Raw genomic sequence first — 20,453 nt, 5'->3', positions numbered from 1 at the left:
ATGAAAATAATAGAACTGTGCGCGGTTTTGCTTTTCAGTATCCTGTTGGTCGGATGCACAACGTCCAGCCCGCGATTAATGGACGATCCTGCTACTGTTCAGCAGGATTACCGACTTGGGGCGGGGGATACGGTCAATATCGCTGTTCATGGTCAACCCGATATGACGATGCGGTTTATTTTGGATAAGAGTGGGGAAATTAATTTCCCGTTTGTTGGTGCTCTTAAATTACAAGATAAAACCGTTGATCAAGTGACAAAAGAATTAACTCAACGCCTGACCGGAGATTATTTTACCACTCCGATGGTGACGGTGAGCATTGCCGAGTTCCGCAAATACTATGTTTCAGGCGAGGTGAAAAGTCCAAATGGCTTCGCCTATGAGCCAGGGCTTACCGTCGAGAAATCTATTGCGCAGGCGGGTGGGTTTACAGACCGTGCGGACCGTCAAGATATCAACATTCGTCTGTCGGGTAGCAATCAGCTGCTTGAGAATGTCGATTTAACGCACTCTGTTCATCCAGGGGATGTCGTGATTATTGGCATGGGGTTCTTCTAACGATGAAACTATCTATAGTGGAAAACGGCAAAAAACGAGAAAGCAGTGTCGAATTCTCCCGCTTTGCCAAAGAGTTGAAAAAGAACGCCTGGAAAATCGCGCTGGCCGGTATCGTTGCTGGGGTCGTCGCGTATCCATTAATCAGCATGATGTCCTCAAAGTATGTTTCAACGGCGACGGTGCTGATTAAGGCGCAAGCTGATAACGTTTCTCCGTTTCCACAGGTTGATGGTTTCGATTCAACGCGTAGTGGTTACTACGAAACACAATATGCGTTGATGCATTCACGTATTGTGCTGGAGAAAGCCATACGTGATATGAAGCTGGATGAAAACCCGGAGTTTACCGGGGAAAAAGCCGGTGCTCGGGGGGCTGATAGCAATGAAAGTCGGCAACTGAGAATGGAACAAGCGCTGAAAACGCTGGCGAAAAATCTGAATGTCATTGGTATTCGTACGACGAACCTGGCGTCTATTACCTATGAATCAACGTCCCCACAGGTTGCGGCTGACATTGCGAATGGCGTCGCGCAGGCTTTCATCAACTACACGGTGGAGCAGAAGCGTCTGAAGGTGGAGAAAGCTCGCGAACTGAATTTTGAAAAAATGGAAGAGATTCAGAAATCGATAGCTAAGCAAAAAGACGAGATGGACAACTATCTGAAAAATGCCGGGCTGCTGACCTTCCGTGGAATCGATGGTTTTGAAACCGAGCAGTTAAGTATCGTAACCAATCGCCTGGCCGATGCAACTCAGCGTCGGGTTGCCGCTGAATCCGTCTATAACGAGGTGAACGGGGGAGGTAAGTCCATTGAGAGCGTTATCTCGCTGCCTTCGGTCTCTAATCATGCTCAGATCCAGGATTTGCGCATTGCGTTGATTCAGGCGCAACGAACGTTGTCCGAACAGCGTAAAGTCTACGGGCCAAAAAATCCCGCCATTTTAAAAGCGGAGGCCGATGTTCAGTCGATCCAAAACCAGACTGGACGAGTGTTGGGTGAGCTGAAAGTCGGTTTACGCCAGCAATATCTGGCGGCGCTGGCGGACGAAAAAAACTATCAACAGCAGGTGACTGAGCAGAAAGAGATCTTCCAGAAAATGGCGTCAAAACGGGATGCCTGGAACAGTCAAAAGCTGTCGTTAGATAAAATGGAAGACCTGTATAAATCGCTTTATCAACGTACTCAAGAGCTGTCGCTGTCCGGCGTGAATGCTGATGCGGTGTTATACGACCCTGCGGTACCCGCCTTAAAACCGGCGAAACCGAATAAATCTTTGCTGTTGCTGATGGTGGTCATGCTGGTGGTGGTGTTCAGTATCATGTATTTCATTGTTAAAGCGGCAATGGATAACTCAATCGGTACCCTCAGTCGCATGAAAAAACGGCTCAATGTTGCTCCGCTGGGTGAAATCCGTCGTTTTAGCGGAACCTCAGGGCGCGCGCAGGTGCGGGACATGATCATGAAGAACCCGCTGAATGCCGATATTGTGCACGGTATCCGTACCCGGATTATGCTGGATAATCGACCTTTACAGACGCTTGCGGTGGCGTCGACGGAGCACGGCGATGGGCGTTCTTTGTTGGCGAATCTGTTAGCTAACTCTTTTAGTTTCGACCAGAAAACACTGCTTATTGATGCGGATTTCTTTAACACTGACGGGCTCTCTTCTGAACTGGCGTCGGCAACATCCGCAGGTTTGGCGGAACTGTTGCGCGGGGAGGTTCAGCTTGAAAAGGCGCGGATTACGCTCAGTGATCATCTCGATTTTATTCCGCACGGCAAGACAACCATCTCTTCTTTACTGATGCTGTCGTCGGGGCACGTTGAGCCCTTAATGCGTGAACTGAAATCGCACTATCAGCGCATTATTATTGATGTCGCTGCTGTGAATCAGAGTCAGGATGTTCAACTGATTAAACGCGCCGTTGATGGGGTGATTTTCATCGTGAAAGCGGGGACGGGGTCCGCCGGGCAAATCGCCAACGCGCTGGATAAGCTGGAAGAAAATAACGGCGTGGTAATTGGCGCGGTACTCAATGCGGTTGAAGAAAAAGATCTTGAGACGCAAGAAGGTCTGCGTTCACTGAACTTCAGTACCGATCAACTGATGACCACGCCAGGCCGCGTATGAGTCTACTGAAGAGCGCTTCCACAATAGCCGGTTCATCAGTCATCTCGCAGTTGATTGGTGCACTGTCTATTTGGTTGATTTCACACAAGTACGATATGGCTGAGGTGGGGCTTTATGCACTCAACTACAGCATCGCCGTGGTGGGCGCTCAGGTGTGTACCTTTGCATCACAGCTGTTAATTCCTAAACAGCAGGATGACGAACTGGTACAGAATGTTGTGTTTTGCCTGATCCAAAGCACGATCATTGCCTTACCTTACGCCGTGCTCACCGCGTGGCTGTTTCACCAGAACATCCTGTTTCTCTATTTGCTGACGTTGGCAACGGCGTGGGTTTTGATCTCGGAAAACCTGTCGCTACGCACGGCCAACTTTCCTTTTCTGATTTTCCAGCGTATTTCTGTTTCAGTGGTGGTATTACTTTCGGTTCTGGTTACGCATTATGTACAGCTGTTTTATTGGTCATGGGCCTGCGCGACGATGGCGCTGACCATAAGCTGTATTTTGCATTCGTTTGATATTCGTTCGGTGGCAGCCAGACATCTGCGACCCGCCAGTAATTGGCATTTTTTCAAACAGAATATTCATCACATTACCAAAGTGGGCAGTGCGGAAGTGCTGGCGATGGCCAGCAGCAATTTGCCGATTATGCTGATTAACTTTTGGTTCTCGGCGCTGACGGCGGGTTATTTTTCCGTGGTTAGCCGCTTTTGCCTGGCACCGGTGGTGATCATCGGCAACGCGGTACGCAATACTATTTTCTCCAAGTGGTCTATCGACTTCAGAAATAATACCTTTAACTATCAGGAATATACCAAGGTACGTATGCTATTGCTGGTACTAGGGGTTATCTGTACCCTTGGGGTTTTTATTTTCTATCCGATTGTGATGCGCCTCGGTTTTAGCGAAGACTGGATTAACTCCATTGAGACGTCGCGCTACATGTTGCCCTATTTATTCCCTGCGCTGGCGATAAGCCCTCTGACGGTGATAGAACTTATTTTTGGTTCCCATCGCTATTTTCTGCGTATCCAACTGGAACAGCTGGCGATTGTACTATTCGCTTTTGTCGTGACGCCCTATTTTTATAAAGATTATGCAACGTCGGTCATCTTGTTTTCTTCACTGACATTTATTCGCTACGCCTTCATTTATCTGAAAATGAATAAGCGAGCCAATCTCCTGAAAGACAAGCCGGTGATAATATGACACTGAATACCGGATACTATTTACTGGTTTATACTTTTGTCACGCTGATCCTGTGTGGCTTGGTGCAATACTTTACCGGTATGCAGTCAGTGCTGTGGATACCTTTTTTCCTCACCTTATTGATGGTGGGATTATTGGTGATGCAGACGCGTGATGGCTCGCTGCAACTGGATGCGCAAGAGACGATTGTTCTGGCGTTGTATTTCTCGTTCCTGGTACTGGCTGGGACATCGACGTTGATTCAGGGCGGGATCACCGTCGCGATTGTGGCATTTAAAAACGAAATTGCATTGTCGCTGGTGATGATCTGTTTGCTGCTAGGGTTTTGCCGGGAGTCGCAGATTTATCGTGTAACACGCTATTTGTACTGGGTTTTTTACGCGCAGATCCCGGTAATGATTTATCAGGTTTTACTGGTCGTTCCCCAGCGCGTCGCGGTGCGCGGCGAAGATGAGAAATGGGACTCCGTGGTTGGCACGTTTGGCGGTGACCCCATGGGGGGCGGGAATACTGCCGCAATGGGGCTGTTTTGCCTGTTAATTATGTTGTTAAAAGTCTCCGAATATAAGCATGGGCTCACCACGTTCAAATCCATGGCGCTGCATATTGTTCTCGGTATCGGTTTATGCATAATTGGTGAAGTGAAGTTTGTCATCCTGCTATCGCCAATATTCCTGGCGTGGGTATGGCTCTCACCGAGCTACGTCAAAGACGTTAGTAAGGTTAATCTGAAGACGTTATTGGTTATTGTGGCGGGAATGCTGTTGCTCATTAGCCTGTCGATTGTGATCCTCGCGTACTATTATTCTACGGCGTTCGGTGGCGATCCATCGAAAAGCTCGTTAAGTATTTTTATCGACTCCTTAAGCTATATCTTTGATCCAAACTACATTATGTCTACCGGTGAATTAGGGCGCTTTACGACGTTCCTGTTCTGGTTGAAAAATAACGATCTGTGGGGGCTTTCAGGAACGTTATTTGGCTACGGACTCAACGCCACTAACAGTGGTAGTACGGTGTCGCCGGGATTTTTGAATATTATCTACAACTTAATTCTCGACTCGACTTCCCTGAGTATGCTGCTGTGGGAAGTGGGGGCGATTGGTACATTACTCTTTGTTAGCTTATTCATTTATATCCTGAAAGTTTGTCAGCCAAAGCCATTACTGAGACTTGAACAACTGGACCAGCAGGATCTCCAGTTGCTGAGTTTTGCACCGGCGTTTAACGCTTTTGCTATCAGTTGCTTAATTAGCTTACCTTACAGCCAGATACTGATGATTACACCGATGTTACAATTCCTGTTCTATTTATCACTAGGGGCAAGTTTAGTGATTCGTCGAACCGTCCTTCGCTGCGTAGGGTAATTGTATGGACCAAAAACCGTTTATTTCAGTGAGCATTAAAACACTCAATGAATCTAAATGTATTGAGAAGACGATTGACAGCATCCGTAAGCAGCTTATTGACTATCCACATAAAATTATTGTGGCAGATAGTCTCTCAACGGATAACACCCAACAGCTTGCGATCGATAAAGGGGTGACCGTAGTGTCCTTAACTGACCCTGGCGATCGCTGCTGTGGCGTCGGGCACCAGTTAGGTTATCTGTATAGTGAAGGGGAATATCTGTTGTTGATGGACGGCGACATGGAGCTGGAAGAAGGATTTGTGGATCAGGCCGTCGCCTTTTTGCAGGCTGAACCAGAATATGCAGGCGTTGCGGGAACCGTTGAAATGGATGATGCCGTTAACTATGAATTTAAGTCTCGTAAGCAACGCATTAATAAAATATATCCGCTCGGGGATAGTGACCATTTAGGCGGTGGTGGATTATATCGTCGCTCTGCGATTGAGAAAATTGGTTATCTGACTAACCGTAATTTGCACGCGTATGAAGAGGCTGAGCTGGGTCTGCGTTTAATCGAAGCGGGCTATAAACTGCGGCGTCTGGATATTCCTTACTTCAGCCATACGTCACATACGCTGCCGACGTTTAAGATGCTGGCGCGGCGCTGGACCAGCGGTTATTACCAGGCTCCGGGTGAGCTTTTGCGTTGTAGTTGGGGGAAACCCTGGTTTTCCCAGACATTCAACATCGTGAAGAATGAGGCGGTATTTGCGCTCTACCTTATTCTCTTATTTGTGGCGCTGCTCACCTTTAATATCAACGTGTTTGCCGTTGCGCTTCTACCATTACTGGCATTTACCTTGTTGAAGATTGTGCAAAACCGCTCGTTAACAGATGGGCTGCAAAGCGTTATTAACTTAATCGTACGCTCAGCGGGGCTGATCAAAGGTATTTTTTATCCCGTACGCGATCCGTTGACTCCACCTAACAGTAAAATCATTCATGAATAACCGGGGCAGGCGCCATGAAAGTATTATTAGTTAACAAGTTTTTTTTCATTAAAGGCGGCGCGGAAACGGTTTATTTTCAAGAGCGCGATATGCTGAAACAGGCCGGAGTGCAGGTTATTGATTTCTCTATGCATCATGATAATAATTTCCCCTCGGACTATGCGGATTATTTCGTCAGCAATGTGGACTACCACAAAGAGAGCAATCTGCTGGGCGGTATCAAAACGGCGGTTAACTTTATTCATAATTCGCAGGCCTGCAAAAAAATGCTGGCGCTATTAGAAAAAGAGCGCCCGGATATTGTCCACTTTCACAACATCTACCATCAGTTAACACCGGCGTTGATTAAAGTTGCGCGTAATTTTGGCTGCAAAACGGTGCTGACTGCGCATGACTATAAGATTGTGTGCCCCTCGTATTCCATGCTGCGCGACGGCAAAGTGTGCGATTCCTGTATTACCGGGACGGTTTTCAATGCCTTCAGGTATCGTTGCCAGGAAGGTTCAGCCTCAAAAAGCTTACTGCTCTCCCTGGAGGCAACCTGGCAGTACATTGCACAAAACTATCAGGCGCTGGATGTGATTATTTCACCGAGTGTTTTTTTACGAGGCATCCTGCTGCGTACGCTGCCAAATTCGCGCATTGATGTCATCGTCAATGGCGTTGATGACAGTCGTCCCCTGGCCGAAGTAAGCGATGAGGGCTATATGCTGTACTTTGGCCGTCTGAGCCGTGAAAAGGGCGTGGCAACGTTGTTGGCAGCGCATAAAAAAATGCAGAACAGCGCGCCGCTGAAAGTTGTGGGGCACGGTCCGTTGCATGATGAATTAGCCGCCAAATACCCTGATGTTGAATTTTTAGGTTATGTGCAACAAGGAGAAGCCCTCGACAAGCTTATTAAGCATGCGCGAGCGGTGATCCTTCCTTCTGAATGCTATGAAAACTGTTCTATGGCGATATTGGAAGCGATGTCCTTAGGCAAGCCGGTTATTGGGTCGCGCATTGGCGGTATCCCGGAACAAATTCGTGACGGTATCGAAGGGATTTTATTCGAACCAGGCAATGCGCAGGAGTTGGCAAATGCGATGGACGTCCTGGCTGACTCGCAAGAGAAGGCGCGGAATATGGGCTTACATGGCCGTGCGCGGTTGAGTGAAAAATATGCGCTGAGTAAACATATGGATACCTTACAGGCGCTGTATAAAGAACTGCTGAGCAGGCCATAGAATGAGTAAAATAATAACGGTTTTTGGAACGCGTGGTATTCCCGATGTATTGGGCGGTGTGGAGACACACTGTCAGAATCTTTATCCTGCCATTAAGCAGCAGTTCGATGTGGATATTTGCGTGATTGCTCGCTCACCATATGTAAATTACAAACGTTCGGTCTATAAAAAAGTCGAGACCTACGCGCTGTGGGCACCCAAAAAGCGCTCGCTGGAAGCTATTGTCCATTCCGTTTTAGCGGTGTTTAGGACACGTATCGACCATTCGGATATTGTGCATGTCCATGCTATCGGCCCTGGCCTTGTGATCCCACTCTTACGCGTGATGGGTAAGAAGGTGGTTTTCACCCACCACGGACCTGATTACGATCGTCAGAAATGGGGTTTCGTTGCAAAAAAAATATTGCTGCTGGGCGAACGTTGGGCGGTAAGATATGCCAACGAGGTGATTGTGATTTCTGAAGTTATTAATCAACTGATCCAGAAAAAACATGGTCGCTATGATGCGCATTTAATTCACAATGGCGTAAACGAGCCGCGGTTGTTATCAGAGCTCACCATCGACAATACGCTCTCCCGCTTTGGGCTGCAGCCGAAAAATTATCTCGTTGTGGTTGGACGGTTTGTGGAAGAAAAAGGGATGCATGATGCCATTGCCGCCTATCAACACAGCGGTTTGACCATGCCGTTAGTGTTAATTGGTGATGCGGATCATCCAACCGAATACAGCATTCGCCTCAAAAAGCTTGCCGCCGACACGCCAGGCGTAGTGATGACCGGTTTCTTACGTGGTGATGAGCTGCAGGCGGTGTTTTCGCAGGCCAGGCTATTTGTGATGCCTTCATACCATGAAGGATTGCCCATTGCGCTGCTGGAGGCAATGTCATTTTCTCTTCCGGCCGTCGTCAGTGATATTCCTGCTAACCTTGAAGTTCAACTGCCTGCCGAGACCTATTTTAAGGTGGGAGATGTAACCGGTCTGGCCGAAAAATTAGGCCAAGGGGTAACAGCAAATAGCGTGGACTATCGTGTATATTTGCAAAACTACAATTGGCATGAAATCGCCAAAAAGACGGTTAACGTCTATCACTCAATTGATAAAGATATAGGTTAATTTTGACCAGTCCTCAAAATCGTCCCCCCGTAATCGAACGATTTTATACTCATCTTGATGAGACGATTGCGCAGGGGTTGACCCCTGAACAAAAAGAAGGGGTGGAAAATGCGATCCTGGCCTCGACGCTGGCTTCGCGGCATCAGATCGATATTCGCAGAAGCTTTCCCTTTTTCAGTAAGCGTTATTATCTGGTTTTTTTGTTTGGCAGAGATTTACGCCGTCAGCATCGCCAGGAATCAACCCTGTCGAGAATGCTGCTCACATTTTTGCTGTTGATTGCCGTGCTATTCGTCACCTGCTGCGTATTGCTGACGCTGTATATGATCAAATCCGCGTTAGGTATTGATGTGTTCCAAAATTTTCACGTAGGTATCTGGGACTGGTGGTTAAGCCTTAAAGACCGCTAGCGTTTACAAATTGGTGGAGGATGTCATTGCGATGAAACGTAAATGGGTTTGTGCGTTGTTGTGCATGTTTTTCCCGCTGACGGTCATGGCCGCATTGACGACCGTTACCCCCAAAGCATTGACGGGCCCGCTAACCAATCCGGGGATTGGCGTGGCAAGTTTTCATCAGGGATACGGTGAAACGCTGGGGCTGGCGGACTATCCCAATACCGGATTTGAATACGAGCGTTTTTACTGGCGGGACCTGGAGCCAGTCGAAGGCCAGTACAATTTTGCGTTGGTGGATGATGCCTTCAAATACGCGGCGGCACATCGTCCAGCGATGAATGTCGGGCTACGATTTATGGTACTGGCAGAGCCGGAAAGCGGCTCGCAAATTCCTGACTGGCTGATTAAAAAAGGCGTGAAAGGTACCTGGACGCCGGATAAAAAGACATTTGCCCCGGATTTAGACGATCCTCTGTTTATTCAATACAGCCAGCGTCTGTTGAACGCATTTGGTAAGCGCTACGATGGTAATGAGAATCTCGCGTTTGTTGATATTGGCATGGTGGGATCATGGGGAGAATGGCATAACAGCAACTTCCCGAACCTGAAGCCATTACTGGAGCGATACACCACGGCGCAACTGGATCGCTACGTCGCGATGCACTTTTCTGCTTTTCCGGTGACGCCAAAAACCATGCTGATAAGCGGCGGACAAAGTCTGGCGAATGCGGTGGAGCGTGGGGCAGGATGGCGTGCGGACTGTTGGGGGGACCTGCGCGTATTTTCGGACTCCTGGAACCATATGACTGATGATTACCCGCAGCGATTGCTGGCTGCGCAGCAGAGTTATTCAGGGTTCAACGACGCATGGAAACGTGCGCCGGTGAGCCTGGAGATCTGCTCGTATATGCAGGACTGGAAGAATACCTTTCACTATACACGTGCTGAAGTGCAGGGGATTTTTGACTGGGCGGTCAAACAGCACGCCAGTACCATTAACCTGAAATCGAGAGCGATACCGAGCGACTATCGACCTATTGTCGACGATGCGCTGACCAAATTGGGCTATCGATTTCGCCTGGCGTCCCTGAGCCATGAGTCCGTGTGGGACAGCGGACAAACGCTGACATTGAACAGTACCTGGTACAATGAGGGTATCGCTCCGATTTATCTGCCTTATATGCTGGCATTCCGTGTTGTGGACAATGCTAATAAGGTGGTGGCACAGGGGAATTCCGCGGAGGATATTCGCCGCTGGCTCCCCGGTAAGTATCAGGTCAGTTATGCGTTATCTATGCCAGGCCGACTGGCAAAAGGGCAGTACGCGATTGAGGTTGCGATGTTGGATAAGTCGGGTGCGGCGAGAATTAACTTTGCCAATGAAGGGAAGCAGAACAGCGGCTGGTACCGGGTATCAACAATAACAGTACAATAGTCAGACACAGCAGCGAGCCTGACGGTTAGGCTCGCTGCTGTGAACATTAAATTTGATACCCATTCGGGTTGTTTTTTTGCCAGTTCCAGGTGTCACGCATCATTTCATCAAGGCTGTAGATGGCCTTCCAACCTAACTCCTTATATGCCAGCGATGGGTCAGACCAACATTCGGCAATGTCTCCAGGTCTTCTGGCGACAACCTTATAATTAATTTTAGTCTGCGCTGCTTTTTCAAATGCTTCAATCAACTTAATCACGGAATAACCGACACCGGTACCGAGATTAATCACCTTGTAAGCCGCGCCTTTGTTCAGGCAATCCAGCGCGGCTAAATGACCGGTCGCCAGATCCATGACGTGAATATAATCACGCACGCCGGTACCGTCGGGAGTGGGATAATCATTACCGTACACCGACACGGTTTCCAGCTTACCAATCGCGACCTGGGAGATGTACGGAACCAGATTATTGGGGATACCGTTAGGATCCTCACCAATCCGACCCGATGGATGGGCGCCGACCGGGTTGAAATAGCGCAGGCAGGTAATGCGGAAATCGGGTTGTGCACGAGAGAAGTCAGCCAGAATTTGTTCGACCATCAACTTAGAGGTGCCGTACGGATTGGTGGTGCCGCCCGTACGCGATTGCTCGCTAAGCGGTACGCTTTCCGGATTACCATATACCGTGGCGGATGAGCTAAAAATGAAACGATTAACGCCTGCGGCCAGCATCTCATCCAGTAAAACCAGCGTTCCGGTGACGTTGTTTTCATAGTAGGCGAGGGGCTCTTTTATCGACTCTGAAACCGATTTAAGCCCGGCAAAATGAATGACATCGGTGATGTTATGGTTGGCGAAAATGTTTTTCAATGCCGGCCTGTCGAGAACATCGGCGATATAGACAATAGGCTCTCTTCCAGTGAGTTCCGCGACCCTGTCCAGCGAGATTTGACTGGCGTTCGCCAGATTATCGATGACAACGACATCATCGCCTCTTTCCAGTAGCGTTAAAACAGTATGTGAACCAATATAACCTGCACCACCAGTGACCAGAATTGCCATACAGACTCCAGATAAACGGGGATTGAGTCACGCCAGTACCATAGAGAACGCGTTATTGGTGACGTTTGGTAAGGTTATAGTTGCGATACCTCACCATGCATTTATAAGATATTTTTTTAAGTATAGATAAAAAGCTGAATTGGTTTATTTTTGTATCATAAACAATATAGTTATTTGAGAAGTTCAGCGTGTGGACGCCGTCACTGTGGTTGATCGACGAATTGATTTGTTCGATTAGGTTCTCATCAAAATTAGCGTCGTTCAGTGTCACTAATTCTTTGATATAGATTGATTTTCCATAAGTTTCAGGTGTGCACTCCTGAGTAAGGAAGTACATTTTATTTTCGACCTGATAGGAGGCTCCTGCGCCTCGATGATGAGGATTGCTCACCTTCAATGAGGGGGTAATCCGCTGCCATTGTCCATAAATATGATCTGCCGAATGAATAATTATTTCATTATCCATCGTGGTGGACAAAAGATAACAGGCTTCATTAATTGATATAAATACGTTGTCGGTTAATTCGATATCAGAGATTAAAACTTTAACTTGCTTCCAGCGTGCAGGGAACTCTATTGACTGAAACAGTATTACCTCTTTTCTTTCTGAAGACTCGGGGATCATGAAGAGTTGATCGTTGATATGAATCAGATAAGGGAATGACAAATGACACTTTAAGTCGTCAAAGCCCTCAAGCTTAATATCATCAAGTTCAACCAGTTCACGGTCAAGAACGCGACATCGTAGCGTGCCTTTTGAGTTGCGAAAGCTAAGAGCTTCATAGAAAACATACAGTTTATCGTCTTTTTCAATCAGAAAAGGGTCAGCCTGAAATGTATATTTCTTTTTTAACTGCTGTGCAGTGGATTTGCTTAATATCTCCAGGGTGTTATCAGGGAATAAGTGTGTGCCATTATCCTTAATAAGCATGATATCCCACGACTCATGATAAAATAACATATTCATTATTCTTTTTATTTTTGCTTGCATTCGTACCGGCTCCTTTTATCGCCTGCACCATGTATGAACAGCTGTTTGCGACTCAGGAAATGAGACCTGTCGCAATATTTTATAAAATGTGCGAAAACCGATGTGGGAACACCAGTGGCCACTTTAAAGCTAGTCGCAAGTCCGTTTTTTGTCTACTAACAGAAATAGGGGGAGGAGATGTCCAGAGCATCCTTGCTCCAGTGGAGGAATTACTCGAAATGCACTTGTGGGTTTTCTGCAAGGGAAACGTAGGTTTTGCTGTTTTTATCCAGGGTACGGATTTCACCGCTTTCGATGTCATACACCCAACCGTGCAAACGAAGCGCATTATTGCGCAGCCCAACCGCGACACAAGGATGCGTTTTAATGTTGTTAAGCTGTGCGATAACGTTCTCTTCTACCATGGCGTTAACTTTGTCGATTGGGTTATCCCAGGTTTTTTTCTCGACCACGGCTTTCGCGGCATCGGCATAGTGCAGCCAGTGAGCGACAGCGGGCATCGGATCCAAGGGCTGGCTATCGGCAATGGCTTTCATCGCGCCACAATTGGAGTGACCGCAGATGACGATATCCGTTACGCCAAGTGCGACAACCGCGTATTCGATGGTTGCGGATACACCACCCGGTTCCGGACCAAATGACGGTACGATATTACCGGCGTTGCGGATAACGAAAAGCTGTCCGGGGTCTTGCTGAGTAACGAGTTCTGGCACCAGGCGGCTATCGGAACAGGAGATGAAAAGCGCTTTAGGATTTTGGCTGGATGCCAGGCTGCGAAAGAGTTCCTTGCGTTGAGGGAAAATCTCTTTTTGGAAGTTGAGGAAGCCCTCAATGATATGTTGCATAGCAGTGTCTCTTTTCTCTGTTTAAGCAGGTTATGATGAAGATCACACTTTCCAGTTTAACACCAGCCGACAGAAGAGAAAGACTTTATAGCAGTTCTGCAACATCTTTGGCTAACTTTTCTCCACCGCGGCGAGGCGAATAGCGTGATGTGTGCTATGTGCTTTCCCTTTTTTGCCAATAAATCGGAGTTGTAGCGATAGCCAGTATTCACGCGATACCGTACATTTTTATATGTATCCACATTTTAAGGAATCATCATGTCCAGACTTCGTGCTTTAGCAACAGCTTTAGTCGCCGTTGCCGCGATGACGATGTGCGCCACCCCAGTATTGGCCAACCCCGGTAATGGCAACGGCAATGGTAATAGTGGCAACCATGGTAATAGTGGCAACCATGGAAATAGTAGCAATCATGGTAATAGCGGGAATAAGGGCAATAGCCAGAAAGGCAATTCGCAGGCAGAACAACGTAAAAATTATGGTAAGCCGGACCATGTTGATAGTGACATCAGCTATAACGTGGCCAGACAGTATGCCGTCAGATATGGTTTGACGGGCTATAAGTCACTGCCTCCGGGTATCGCCAAAAATCTTGCGCGAGGAAAGCCGCTTCCTCCGGGGATCGCTAAGAAAAGTGTTCCATCCTCTATGCTGAACCAATTGCCGTATTATCCAGGTTATGAATGGCAGGTTGTGGGCGACAATCTGGTGTTGATTGCACTGAGTACGGCGATTGTCACCGCGGTAATTAATGGTGTGTTTGATTAAGTATTTTCGGGCTTAATGTGCTCTGTTCTACCGATGAGAAGCCCGCGTTGTGCGGGCTTCTCAGTTAATAAGGAAAGCTTACAGTCCGTACAGTTTTATTTTTCTATAGAGCGTGGCAATGCTGATCCCCAGTTCTGTCGCGGCTTGCTTTTTCCCCTCAACGCTTGAGCCGAATCGCTGGATGACGTTTTCGATAGCCTCCCTTTCCGCTTGTTTTCCTTTGCTGGCAAGCTGTCGGGGTTGTGCGGTCATCGTCGTTTTTCTACCGTCAGCGGCGGTAAGCAGGTAAGGGGGAAGATGGCTGGCGTTGATCCCAGCGGCTTCTCCGCGCATCACAAAAATGTATTCGATCACGTTGCGTAATTCACGAATGTTACCCGGCCAGTGCCAGGCATAAAGGCGATTAATAACGTCATCAGGCAGTTTTTGCGGTGGTCGCTGGTAACTGACCGAAAACTCATCGGCAAAATACTGTGCGAGGACCGCAATATCAGCCCGGCGTTCACGCAGGGAAGGAAGTACCAGAGGGACCACGTTCAGGCGATAGAAAAGATCTTCACGAAACTGATTATTTTCCACCATCGCGTTAATGTTTTTGTTAGTTGCGGCAATAATGCGCACATCAATATTGATGGTGTTATTAGAGCCAACGCGGGTGATCGCCTTTTCCTGCAATACCCTGAGCAGCTTGGCCTGCAGGTGTAGTGGCATATCGCCAATCTCATCCAGAAACAGGCTGCCGCCGTTGGCCAGTTCAAATTTCCCCATTCGCCCTTTAGGATCAGCCCCGCTGAATGCGCCGCGAACATAACCAAACAGTTCGCTTTCCAGCAGTTGTTCTGGGATAGCCGCGCAGTTGATTGTTACGAAAGGCGCGGCTTTACGGGGACTGCTCTGGTGAATGGCAAATGCCACGACCTCTTTCCCCGAGCCACTTTCCCCGGTGATGAGCACGCTGGCGTAACTGTTGGCGATTTTACCTATGGTACTTCTGAGCTGTTCCATTGAGGGAGAGTGACCAATTAGTCGTACCTGTATGTCGGACTCATAAGGGGATGGAGTAAGGTTACTCAGGTAGTCGTGTGCATCACGAAAGATAACCATGGTTAAGCGATCGTTATCCTGTGAGGAGAGCGAAATTTGTTTGCACAGTACATGATGTTTCTGACCTTCAAGCGTCAGCCACGCTTCTTCATCGCCATACAGGCTGTCCCCGGTTGTTTCAATGGTCAGAGGTAATCCCTGAACCTCACGGTTCAGGATGCGATCAGCTGAATGATTGGCATGCCAGATAAGACCCTTGCCATCAATCGCTACCACGCCGCGGTCCATGGCATCGATCAGACGCCGAAATGCGCCAAGCGTTTCCTGTGCGCGTAAACGTTCCAGGCATTCAAAGACCTTACTGGAGATCATTACGGCGATTTGCTCAATAAAGGTGACAAATTTATCAATCTGGCTCAGTAACGTGTCACGCTGTGCCTGGGTTGAGCAAATAATCCCGATCACGCCAATCACGCGATTATTGAGAAAAATAGGTGCGTTCAAATCCAGCATTTCAGAACAGTAGTGGTGTTTTTCACATAACTGACACAGCGGATGCTCGCCGGGGTTTTTGATCAGTACTGTTTCTCGCACCTGCAATACGTGACGATAAATGTAGCCATTTTTGGCCACGTTCTCATTGAGCATATGCCGGTATTTCCCGGTACCCGCGATGCGCATTAAAGATTCATCAATGATTTCAACGTCCGTGCCCGTTATGCCAGAAATAGCGTCGGCGTAATTGCATATATCATCCTGAATATTGCTGAGTACTGAAATCATGGTACTTCTCCGGCGGTGTGTCACATTTCTCAAGGAAAATGATAAATAGGCGAAACAATGCAAAAATGATTTGCGAAAAATCAATCTACCACGCTGTTTTTGAATGTTTTTCTTATTTTATCTTCCGCGATCACACTATTTATCAATGATGAGAATTTATCAAAACGAGGCGATAAACTGAGGCATTGATATTTTCGGTTGTCAATTTCAAATTTCATTTAATTTATTGAAATTAAAACCTTTATTAAAATATTTATAAGAGTTTACTCAATTCATAAAAAGCTGGTAAGTATTTTGCTCTATTGCCAATACCGATAACGGAAATATCTCTGTATTGCACCGATTACAGGGAATGAAATACCAGGACAATGAGGTTTTATGATGCAGGAAAACTTATCATTTTTTATCAACCAGACGCCGTTTACCGAACATCCGAACGCGCCGCTGGCACCGTTTAGCCGCCAGGAACTGGTAAAAGCGTTGAATTTTCATCGGTCTATTCCGGGCTATGCGCCGACGCCGCTATATACGCTACCTGCGCTTGCACAAAAATTGGGCGTAAAAAATATCTACCTCAAAGATGAATCTCAGCGTTTTGGCCTGAAAGCCTTCAAAGCGCTGGGTGGCTCCTATGCGATGGCGTGCCATATCGCTGAATTAGTTGGTAAGGATATCAGTGAACTGCCGTTTGACGTGATGACCAGCGAAGAGGTTCGTCACGATCTGCAAACTGTCACGTTTGCTACCACCACTGATGGCAACCACGGTCGCGGCGTGGCATGGATGGCGCGCCAACTGAAGCAAAACGCCGTGGTTTATATGCCAAAGGGCTCTTCGCAGCAACGTCTGGCCTCTATCCGTAACGAAGGCGCTACCGCTGAGATCGTCGATATGAACTATGACGATGCGGTTCGTATGACCGCGGAGCAGGCCGAAAAGTATGGCTGGATTGTCGTGCAGGATACCGCCTGGGAAGGATACGAAAAGATCCCGCAGTGGATTATGCAGGGCTACGGCACGCTGATGCTCGAGGCGATAGATCAGCTGCATCAGGTTGCGCCGACTCACATTTTTGTGCAGGCAGGCGTCGGCTCGTTTGCCGGCATGGTTCAGGGAATGGTGACGGCAGCCTGGGGTGAGAATCGCCCGAAAGTGATCGTCGCCGAAGCGTTAATTGCAGATTGCCTCTACCGCTCAGCCCGTTCGAAAGAGGGGGATGCCATTGCGGTGGGCGGTGATTTACAAACCGTGATGGCCGGTCTCGCCTGCGGTGAGGCGAACAGTATCGGCTGGAAACTGCTGCGCGACTATGCCAACGCATTTGCTTCCTGCCCTGATGAAGTTGCAGCGTTAGGCATGCGCATGTTGGGCAACCCGCTGGCAGGCGATCCACAGATTATTTCGGGTGAGTCAGGTGCGGTTACTACCGGTCTGCTGGCGCTGTTGATGACCTCACCTGAACTGGCGCAAACGCGTGAGCAACTGGGGCTGGATGCGCACTCTCGCGTGCTGTTAGTCAGCACCGAAGGGGATACCGACCCGCAACAATATCTGGATATTGTCTGGGGCGGACAGTACCCGGGCATCAACAAATAATTCCCTGATTAAGAGATATAACGGAGAAACCCATGTTATCTGCAAACCGCATTGAAGAAGTCATTAAAAACTGTCAGGCGCTGATCCAACAAAAAAGTTATTCCGGTCAGGAAGGGGAAGTGGTTAATGCCATAAAAACAATGATGCAGCATTACCAATTCGATGACATCCACGTTGATAAGTACGGCAACATTGTTGGCGGTATTGTCGGCAACCAGCCAGGGAAAACGCTGGTTCTCGATGGACATATCGATACCGTGCCGGTGAACGAAGAGAAGTGGTCCCGCAACCCATACGGCGGCGATATTGAAGATGGCAAAATTTATGGTCGCGGTACAACTGACATGAAAGGTGCCGTGGCGGCGATGATCTCCGCCGTGGGCTTTTTCGGTCAGGACAATCAGCGAAATTTTGCCGGGAAAATCTACGTTGCGTGCATCGTGCATGAAGAGTGTTTTGAAGGTATTGCCGCTCGCCTGGTCAGCGAGCGCTATAAGCCAGACTACGTGATCATCGGTGAAGCTTCCGAGTTAAACCTGAAAATTGGTCAACGTGGCCGCGCTGAAATTGTGGTCGAAACCTTTGGTAAACCCGCGCACTCCGCTAACCCGCAGGCGGGGATTAACGCGGTGTACAAAATGGCGCAATTGATCGACAAAATTCGCACGATCACGCCGCCAACGCATCCGGTTCTGGGGCCAGGCATTCTGGAACTGACCGACATTAAATCTTCGCCGTACCCGGGGGCCTCGGTGGTACCGGATTACTGTCGCGCAACCTACGATCGCCGTTTGCTGGTGGGTGAAACCAAAGAAAGCGTGATTGCTCCGCTGGAAAATGCGCTTGCGGAACTTATTGCTCAGGATCCGCAGTTTAAGGCCCGAGTGTCCTACGCGGTGGGTCAGGAGTCTTGCTATACCGGCGCCACTATTGAGGGAGAGCGGTTCTTCCCTGGCTGGGTGTACGACGAGTCCGACGAATTCGTGCAGGCAGCGTTGGCGGGCGTTCGCGAGGCTGGCTTTAATCCAACCATTACGCAGTACTCATTTTGTACCAACGGCAGCCACTATGCGGGCGAAGCGGGAATCAAAACCATCGGCTTCGGTCCTTCACGAGAAAACCTGGCACACACCATTGATGAGTATATCGAGATCGAGCAATTAACCGGCTCGGCCAGCGGCTATTACAGCATTATCCAGACACTCTATCGCCAATAAAAATAAAGATAACCACCTCTTACCTTACAGGCGGTGTAGCTCAGCAGCACCGCCATGGAGAATAACGATGAAAACCATTTTCAAAAACGGAAATGTAATTGATGGGACGGGCAGTGAAGGCAGAATTGCCGATGTGATGGTTGATGAAGGACGTATTGTCGCAATCGGCCAAATTGAGGTTGGTGTCAATGAGCAGGTTATTGATGCAACAGGAAAAATAGTTTGCCCTGGCTTTATTGATACCCATACGCACTCTGACCTGTCAGCCATTATTAACCCCGCGCTGTCGGCAAAAATTCGTCAGGGTATCACCACCGAACTGTTGGGCCAGGATGGCGTCGCCTTAGCACCGCTACCGGAAGAATATATTCCAGCCTGGCGTAAAAATATCGCCGGACTGGACGGTGACACCGACAAAATTGACTGGAAATATAAAAATACAGACGGTTATCTCAATCTGCTGGCATCGCGTCAGCCGGCGACAAACCTCGCGTATTTAGTTCCTCATGGCAACGTGCGCATGGAAGCGATGGGCCTGGATGGGCGTCCTTCGACCCGTGAAGACGTAGCGAAGATGTGTGAGGTCCTTGAGCGGGAGTTAAAAGCCGGGGCATTTGGACTTTCCACTGGTCTTATCTATATGCCTTGCGCCTTTGGTGATACTGCCGAAATGATTGAACTGTGTAAGGTCACGGCGAAATATGACGGGATTTTTGTGGTGCATCAGCGCAGTGAAGCTGACGATATTATCAACTCAACCCAGGAACTGATTGATATAGCCACAGCTACCGGCGTCTGGCTGCATATTTCGCATATGAAGGTTTGCGGCAAGAAAAACTGGGGGCTGATCGACCAAATGCTGGGCATGCTGGAACAGGCGCAGAAAGAGGGGATTCGTATCTCTTTCGACCAGTATCCGTATGTGGCGGGCAGCACGATGCTCGGCGTGATCCTGCCGCCCTGGGTTCACTCCGGTGGTACGGACAAATTACTTGAGCGTCTCGCCTCGCCCGAACTGCGCGCCAAAATGATTGACGATATTCAGCAGGGCATTCCTGGCTGGGATAACTTTATCGATTTTGCCGGTTTGGACCAGATTTTTGTCACCAGCGTGAAAACGGCAAAAAATCAGGATGCTGTCGGTTTGAACCTCGTCCAGTTGGGCGAGCTGCGTGGAAAAGATCCGTACAACGCCACCTTCGATCTGCTCTTTGAAGAGGAAAACGCCGTGGGGATGGTCGACTTCTACGGTACCGAAGAGCACGTGATTAAGTTTCTCTGTCGACCTGAACAAAACGTCTGTACCGATGGCTTGATGGGGGCTGGCAAACCGCACCCGCGCGTGTTTGGCGCATTCCCTCGCGTGCTCGGTAAATATGTTCGTGAAGAGGGATGTCTGAGCTGGGAAGCGGCAATCCGCAAGATGACGGGGAAACCTGCTGAAGTATTGGGTTTGCAGGATCGCGGACTGCTGAAGGTCGGTTATGCAGCGGATATCGTGATGTTCGATCCGAACACAATTGCGGATAAAGGCACTTTTGTTGAACCCAATCAGTACCCGGAAGGGATTGAAATTGTCATGGTTAATGGGCGCATTGCCTTAATCAATGGCACGGAAAGTTATGCCTGTAGCGGTACGGTTATTAGAAAACAATATTAATAAATAACGCTAAACACGCATGGATCTATCGCGACTATTTATGGCCGCGGTAGA

At 48.4% G+C, this 20,453-nt stretch carries 17 protein-coding genes; 13 read left to right on the top strand and 4 right to left on the bottom strand.

What is annotated here, in order from left to right; genetic code table 11:
* Genes G4551_RS18010 through G4551_RS17970 form a run of 9 tightly spaced genes read left to right on the top strand, consistent with a single transcriptional unit; the run spans nucleotide 1 to nucleotide 10,432 of the window.
* Nucleotides 1-558: a polysaccharide biosynthesis/export family protein gene (locus tag G4551_RS18010; RefSeq protein ID WP_003037180.1), complete on the top strand. Its 558-nt coding sequence runs from the start codon at nucleotides 1-3 to the stop codon at nucleotides 556-558.
* 2 nt (nucleotides 559-560) lie between these two features.
* Nucleotides 561-2,690 carry a GumC family protein gene (locus G4551_RS18005; protein WP_003839730.1) on the top strand — a complete coding sequence of 710 codons (2,130 nt, stop codon included), beginning with the start codon at nucleotides 561-563 and terminating at the stop codon, nucleotides 2,688-2,690.
* Nucleotides 2,687-3,898 carry a lipopolysaccharide biosynthesis protein gene (locus tag G4551_RS18000; protein ID WP_003839732.1) on the top strand — a complete coding sequence of 404 codons (1,212 nt, stop codon included), beginning with the start codon at nucleotides 2,687-2,689 and terminating at the stop codon, nucleotides 3,896-3,898. The genes G4551_RS18005 and G4551_RS18000 overlap by 4 nt, the downstream gene beginning before the upstream one ends.
* On the top strand, nucleotides 3,895-5,265 hold the full coding sequence (locus tag G4551_RS17995) for a hypothetical protein (RefSeq protein WP_003839734.1): 1,371 nt from the start codon (nucleotides 3,895-3,897) through the stop codon (nucleotides 5,263-5,265). The genes G4551_RS18000 and G4551_RS17995 overlap by 4 nt, the downstream gene beginning before the upstream one ends.
* A 4-nt stretch (nucleotides 5,266-5,269) precedes the next feature.
* Complete coding sequence (locus G4551_RS17990; RefSeq protein ID WP_003839736.1) at nucleotides 5,270-6,259, top strand: glycosyltransferase family 2 protein; 990 nt, start codon at nucleotides 5,270-5,272, stop codon at nucleotides 6,257-6,259.
* A gap of 14 nt (nucleotides 6,260-6,273) precedes the next feature.
* Nucleotides 6,274-7,485, top strand: a complete 1,212-nt coding sequence (locus tag G4551_RS17985) for a glycosyltransferase family 4 protein (RefSeq protein WP_003839738.1) — start codon at nucleotides 6,274-6,276, stop codon at nucleotides 7,483-7,485.
* A gap of 1 nt (nucleotide 7,486) precedes the next feature.
* On the top strand, nucleotides 7,487-8,599 hold the full coding sequence (locus tag G4551_RS17980; RefSeq protein WP_003839740.1) for a glycosyltransferase family 4 protein: 1,113 nt from the start codon (nucleotides 7,487-7,489) through the stop codon (nucleotides 8,597-8,599).
* 2 nt (nucleotides 8,600-8,601) lie between these two features.
* Nucleotides 8,602-9,009 carry a hypothetical protein gene (locus G4551_RS17975; protein WP_003839741.1) on the top strand — a complete coding sequence of 136 codons (408 nt, stop codon included), beginning with the start codon at nucleotides 8,602-8,604 and terminating at the stop codon, nucleotides 9,007-9,009.
* A gap of 31 nt (nucleotides 9,010-9,040) precedes the next feature.
* Nucleotides 9,041-10,432 (top strand): DUF4832 domain-containing protein, encoded by a 1,392-nt coding sequence (locus G4551_RS17970; RefSeq protein ID WP_003839743.1) that lies wholly within the window; start codon nucleotides 9,041-9,043, stop codon nucleotides 10,430-10,432.
* Nucleotides 10,433-10,478: 46 nt separating this feature from the next.
* Here the strand turns inward: G4551_RS17970 and galE are convergent, their stop codons facing one another.
* From galE to G4551_RS17955, 3 genes are all read right to left on the bottom strand, one after another.
* Nucleotides 10,479-11,495, bottom strand: a complete 1,017-nt coding sequence (galE, locus tag G4551_RS17965; protein WP_003839744.1) for a UDP-glucose 4-epimerase GalE — start codon at nucleotides 11,493-11,495, stop codon at nucleotides 10,479-10,481.
* A gap of 52 nt (nucleotides 11,496-11,547) precedes the next feature.
* A complete protein-coding gene (locus G4551_RS17960; protein ID WP_003839746.1) occupies nucleotides 11,548-12,486 on the bottom strand; it encodes a glucosamine inositolphosphorylceramide transferase family protein in 939 nt (312 codons plus the stop codon).
* Between the two features lie 209 nt (nucleotides 12,487-12,695).
* Nucleotides 12,696-13,331, bottom strand: a complete 636-nt coding sequence (locus tag G4551_RS17955) for a carbonic anhydrase (RefSeq protein WP_003839748.1) — start codon at nucleotides 13,329-13,331, stop codon at nucleotides 12,696-12,698.
* Between the two features lie 258 nt (nucleotides 13,332-13,589).
* Here G4551_RS17955 and G4551_RS17950 point away from each other — a divergent pair, with 258 nt between their 5' ends.
* A complete protein-coding gene (locus G4551_RS17950) occupies nucleotides 13,590-14,099 on the top strand; it encodes an anti-virulence regulator CigR family protein (RefSeq protein ID WP_003839750.1) in 510 nt (169 codons plus the stop codon).
* A gap of 78 nt (nucleotides 14,100-14,177) precedes the next feature.
* Here G4551_RS17950 and G4551_RS17945 read toward each other — a convergent pair whose 3' ends face one another.
* The gene (locus G4551_RS17945; protein WP_003839752.1) at nucleotides 14,178-15,926 is read right to left on the bottom strand and encodes a sigma-54 interaction domain-containing protein; all 1,749 of its coding nucleotides are present in this window, start codon (nucleotides 15,924-15,926) and stop codon (nucleotides 14,178-14,180) included.
* Between the two features lie 381 nt (nucleotides 15,927-16,307).
* On the opposite strand from G4551_RS17945, the gene dpaL reads away from it, so the two are divergent.
* The 3 genes from dpaL to G4551_RS17930 all read left to right on the top strand — a co-directional run bounded on the left by dpaL (nucleotide 16,308) and on the right by G4551_RS17930 (nucleotide 20,399).
* Nucleotides 16,308-17,522 (top strand): diaminopropionate ammonia-lyase, encoded by a 1,215-nt coding sequence (gene dpaL, locus G4551_RS17940; RefSeq protein ID WP_003839754.1) that lies wholly within the window; start codon nucleotides 16,308-16,310, stop codon nucleotides 17,520-17,522.
* Nucleotides 17,523-17,554: 32 nt separating this feature from the next.
* A complete protein-coding gene (locus G4551_RS17935; protein WP_003839756.1) occupies nucleotides 17,555-18,739 on the top strand; it encodes a YgeY family selenium metabolism-linked hydrolase in 1,185 nt (394 codons plus the stop codon).
* A 67-nt stretch (nucleotides 18,740-18,806) separates the two neighbouring features.
* Nucleotides 18,807-20,399, top strand: coding sequence for an N-acyl-D-amino-acid deacylase family protein (locus G4551_RS17930; RefSeq protein WP_003839758.1), 1,593 nt, complete (start codon nucleotides 18,807-18,809; stop codon nucleotides 20,397-20,399).
* Nucleotides 20,400-20,453 lie beyond the last annotated feature (54 nt).

The organism is Citrobacter freundii ATCC 8090 = MTCC 1658 = NBRC 12681 (genome assembly GCF_011064845.1).
In the GTDB taxonomy this organism is placed as follows: Bacteria; Pseudomonadota; Gammaproteobacteria; order Enterobacterales; family Enterobacteriaceae; genus Citrobacter; species Citrobacter freundii.
Note: the sequence above shows the minus strand (reverse complement) of the source record. Positions and strands in the feature narration are given on the sequence as shown.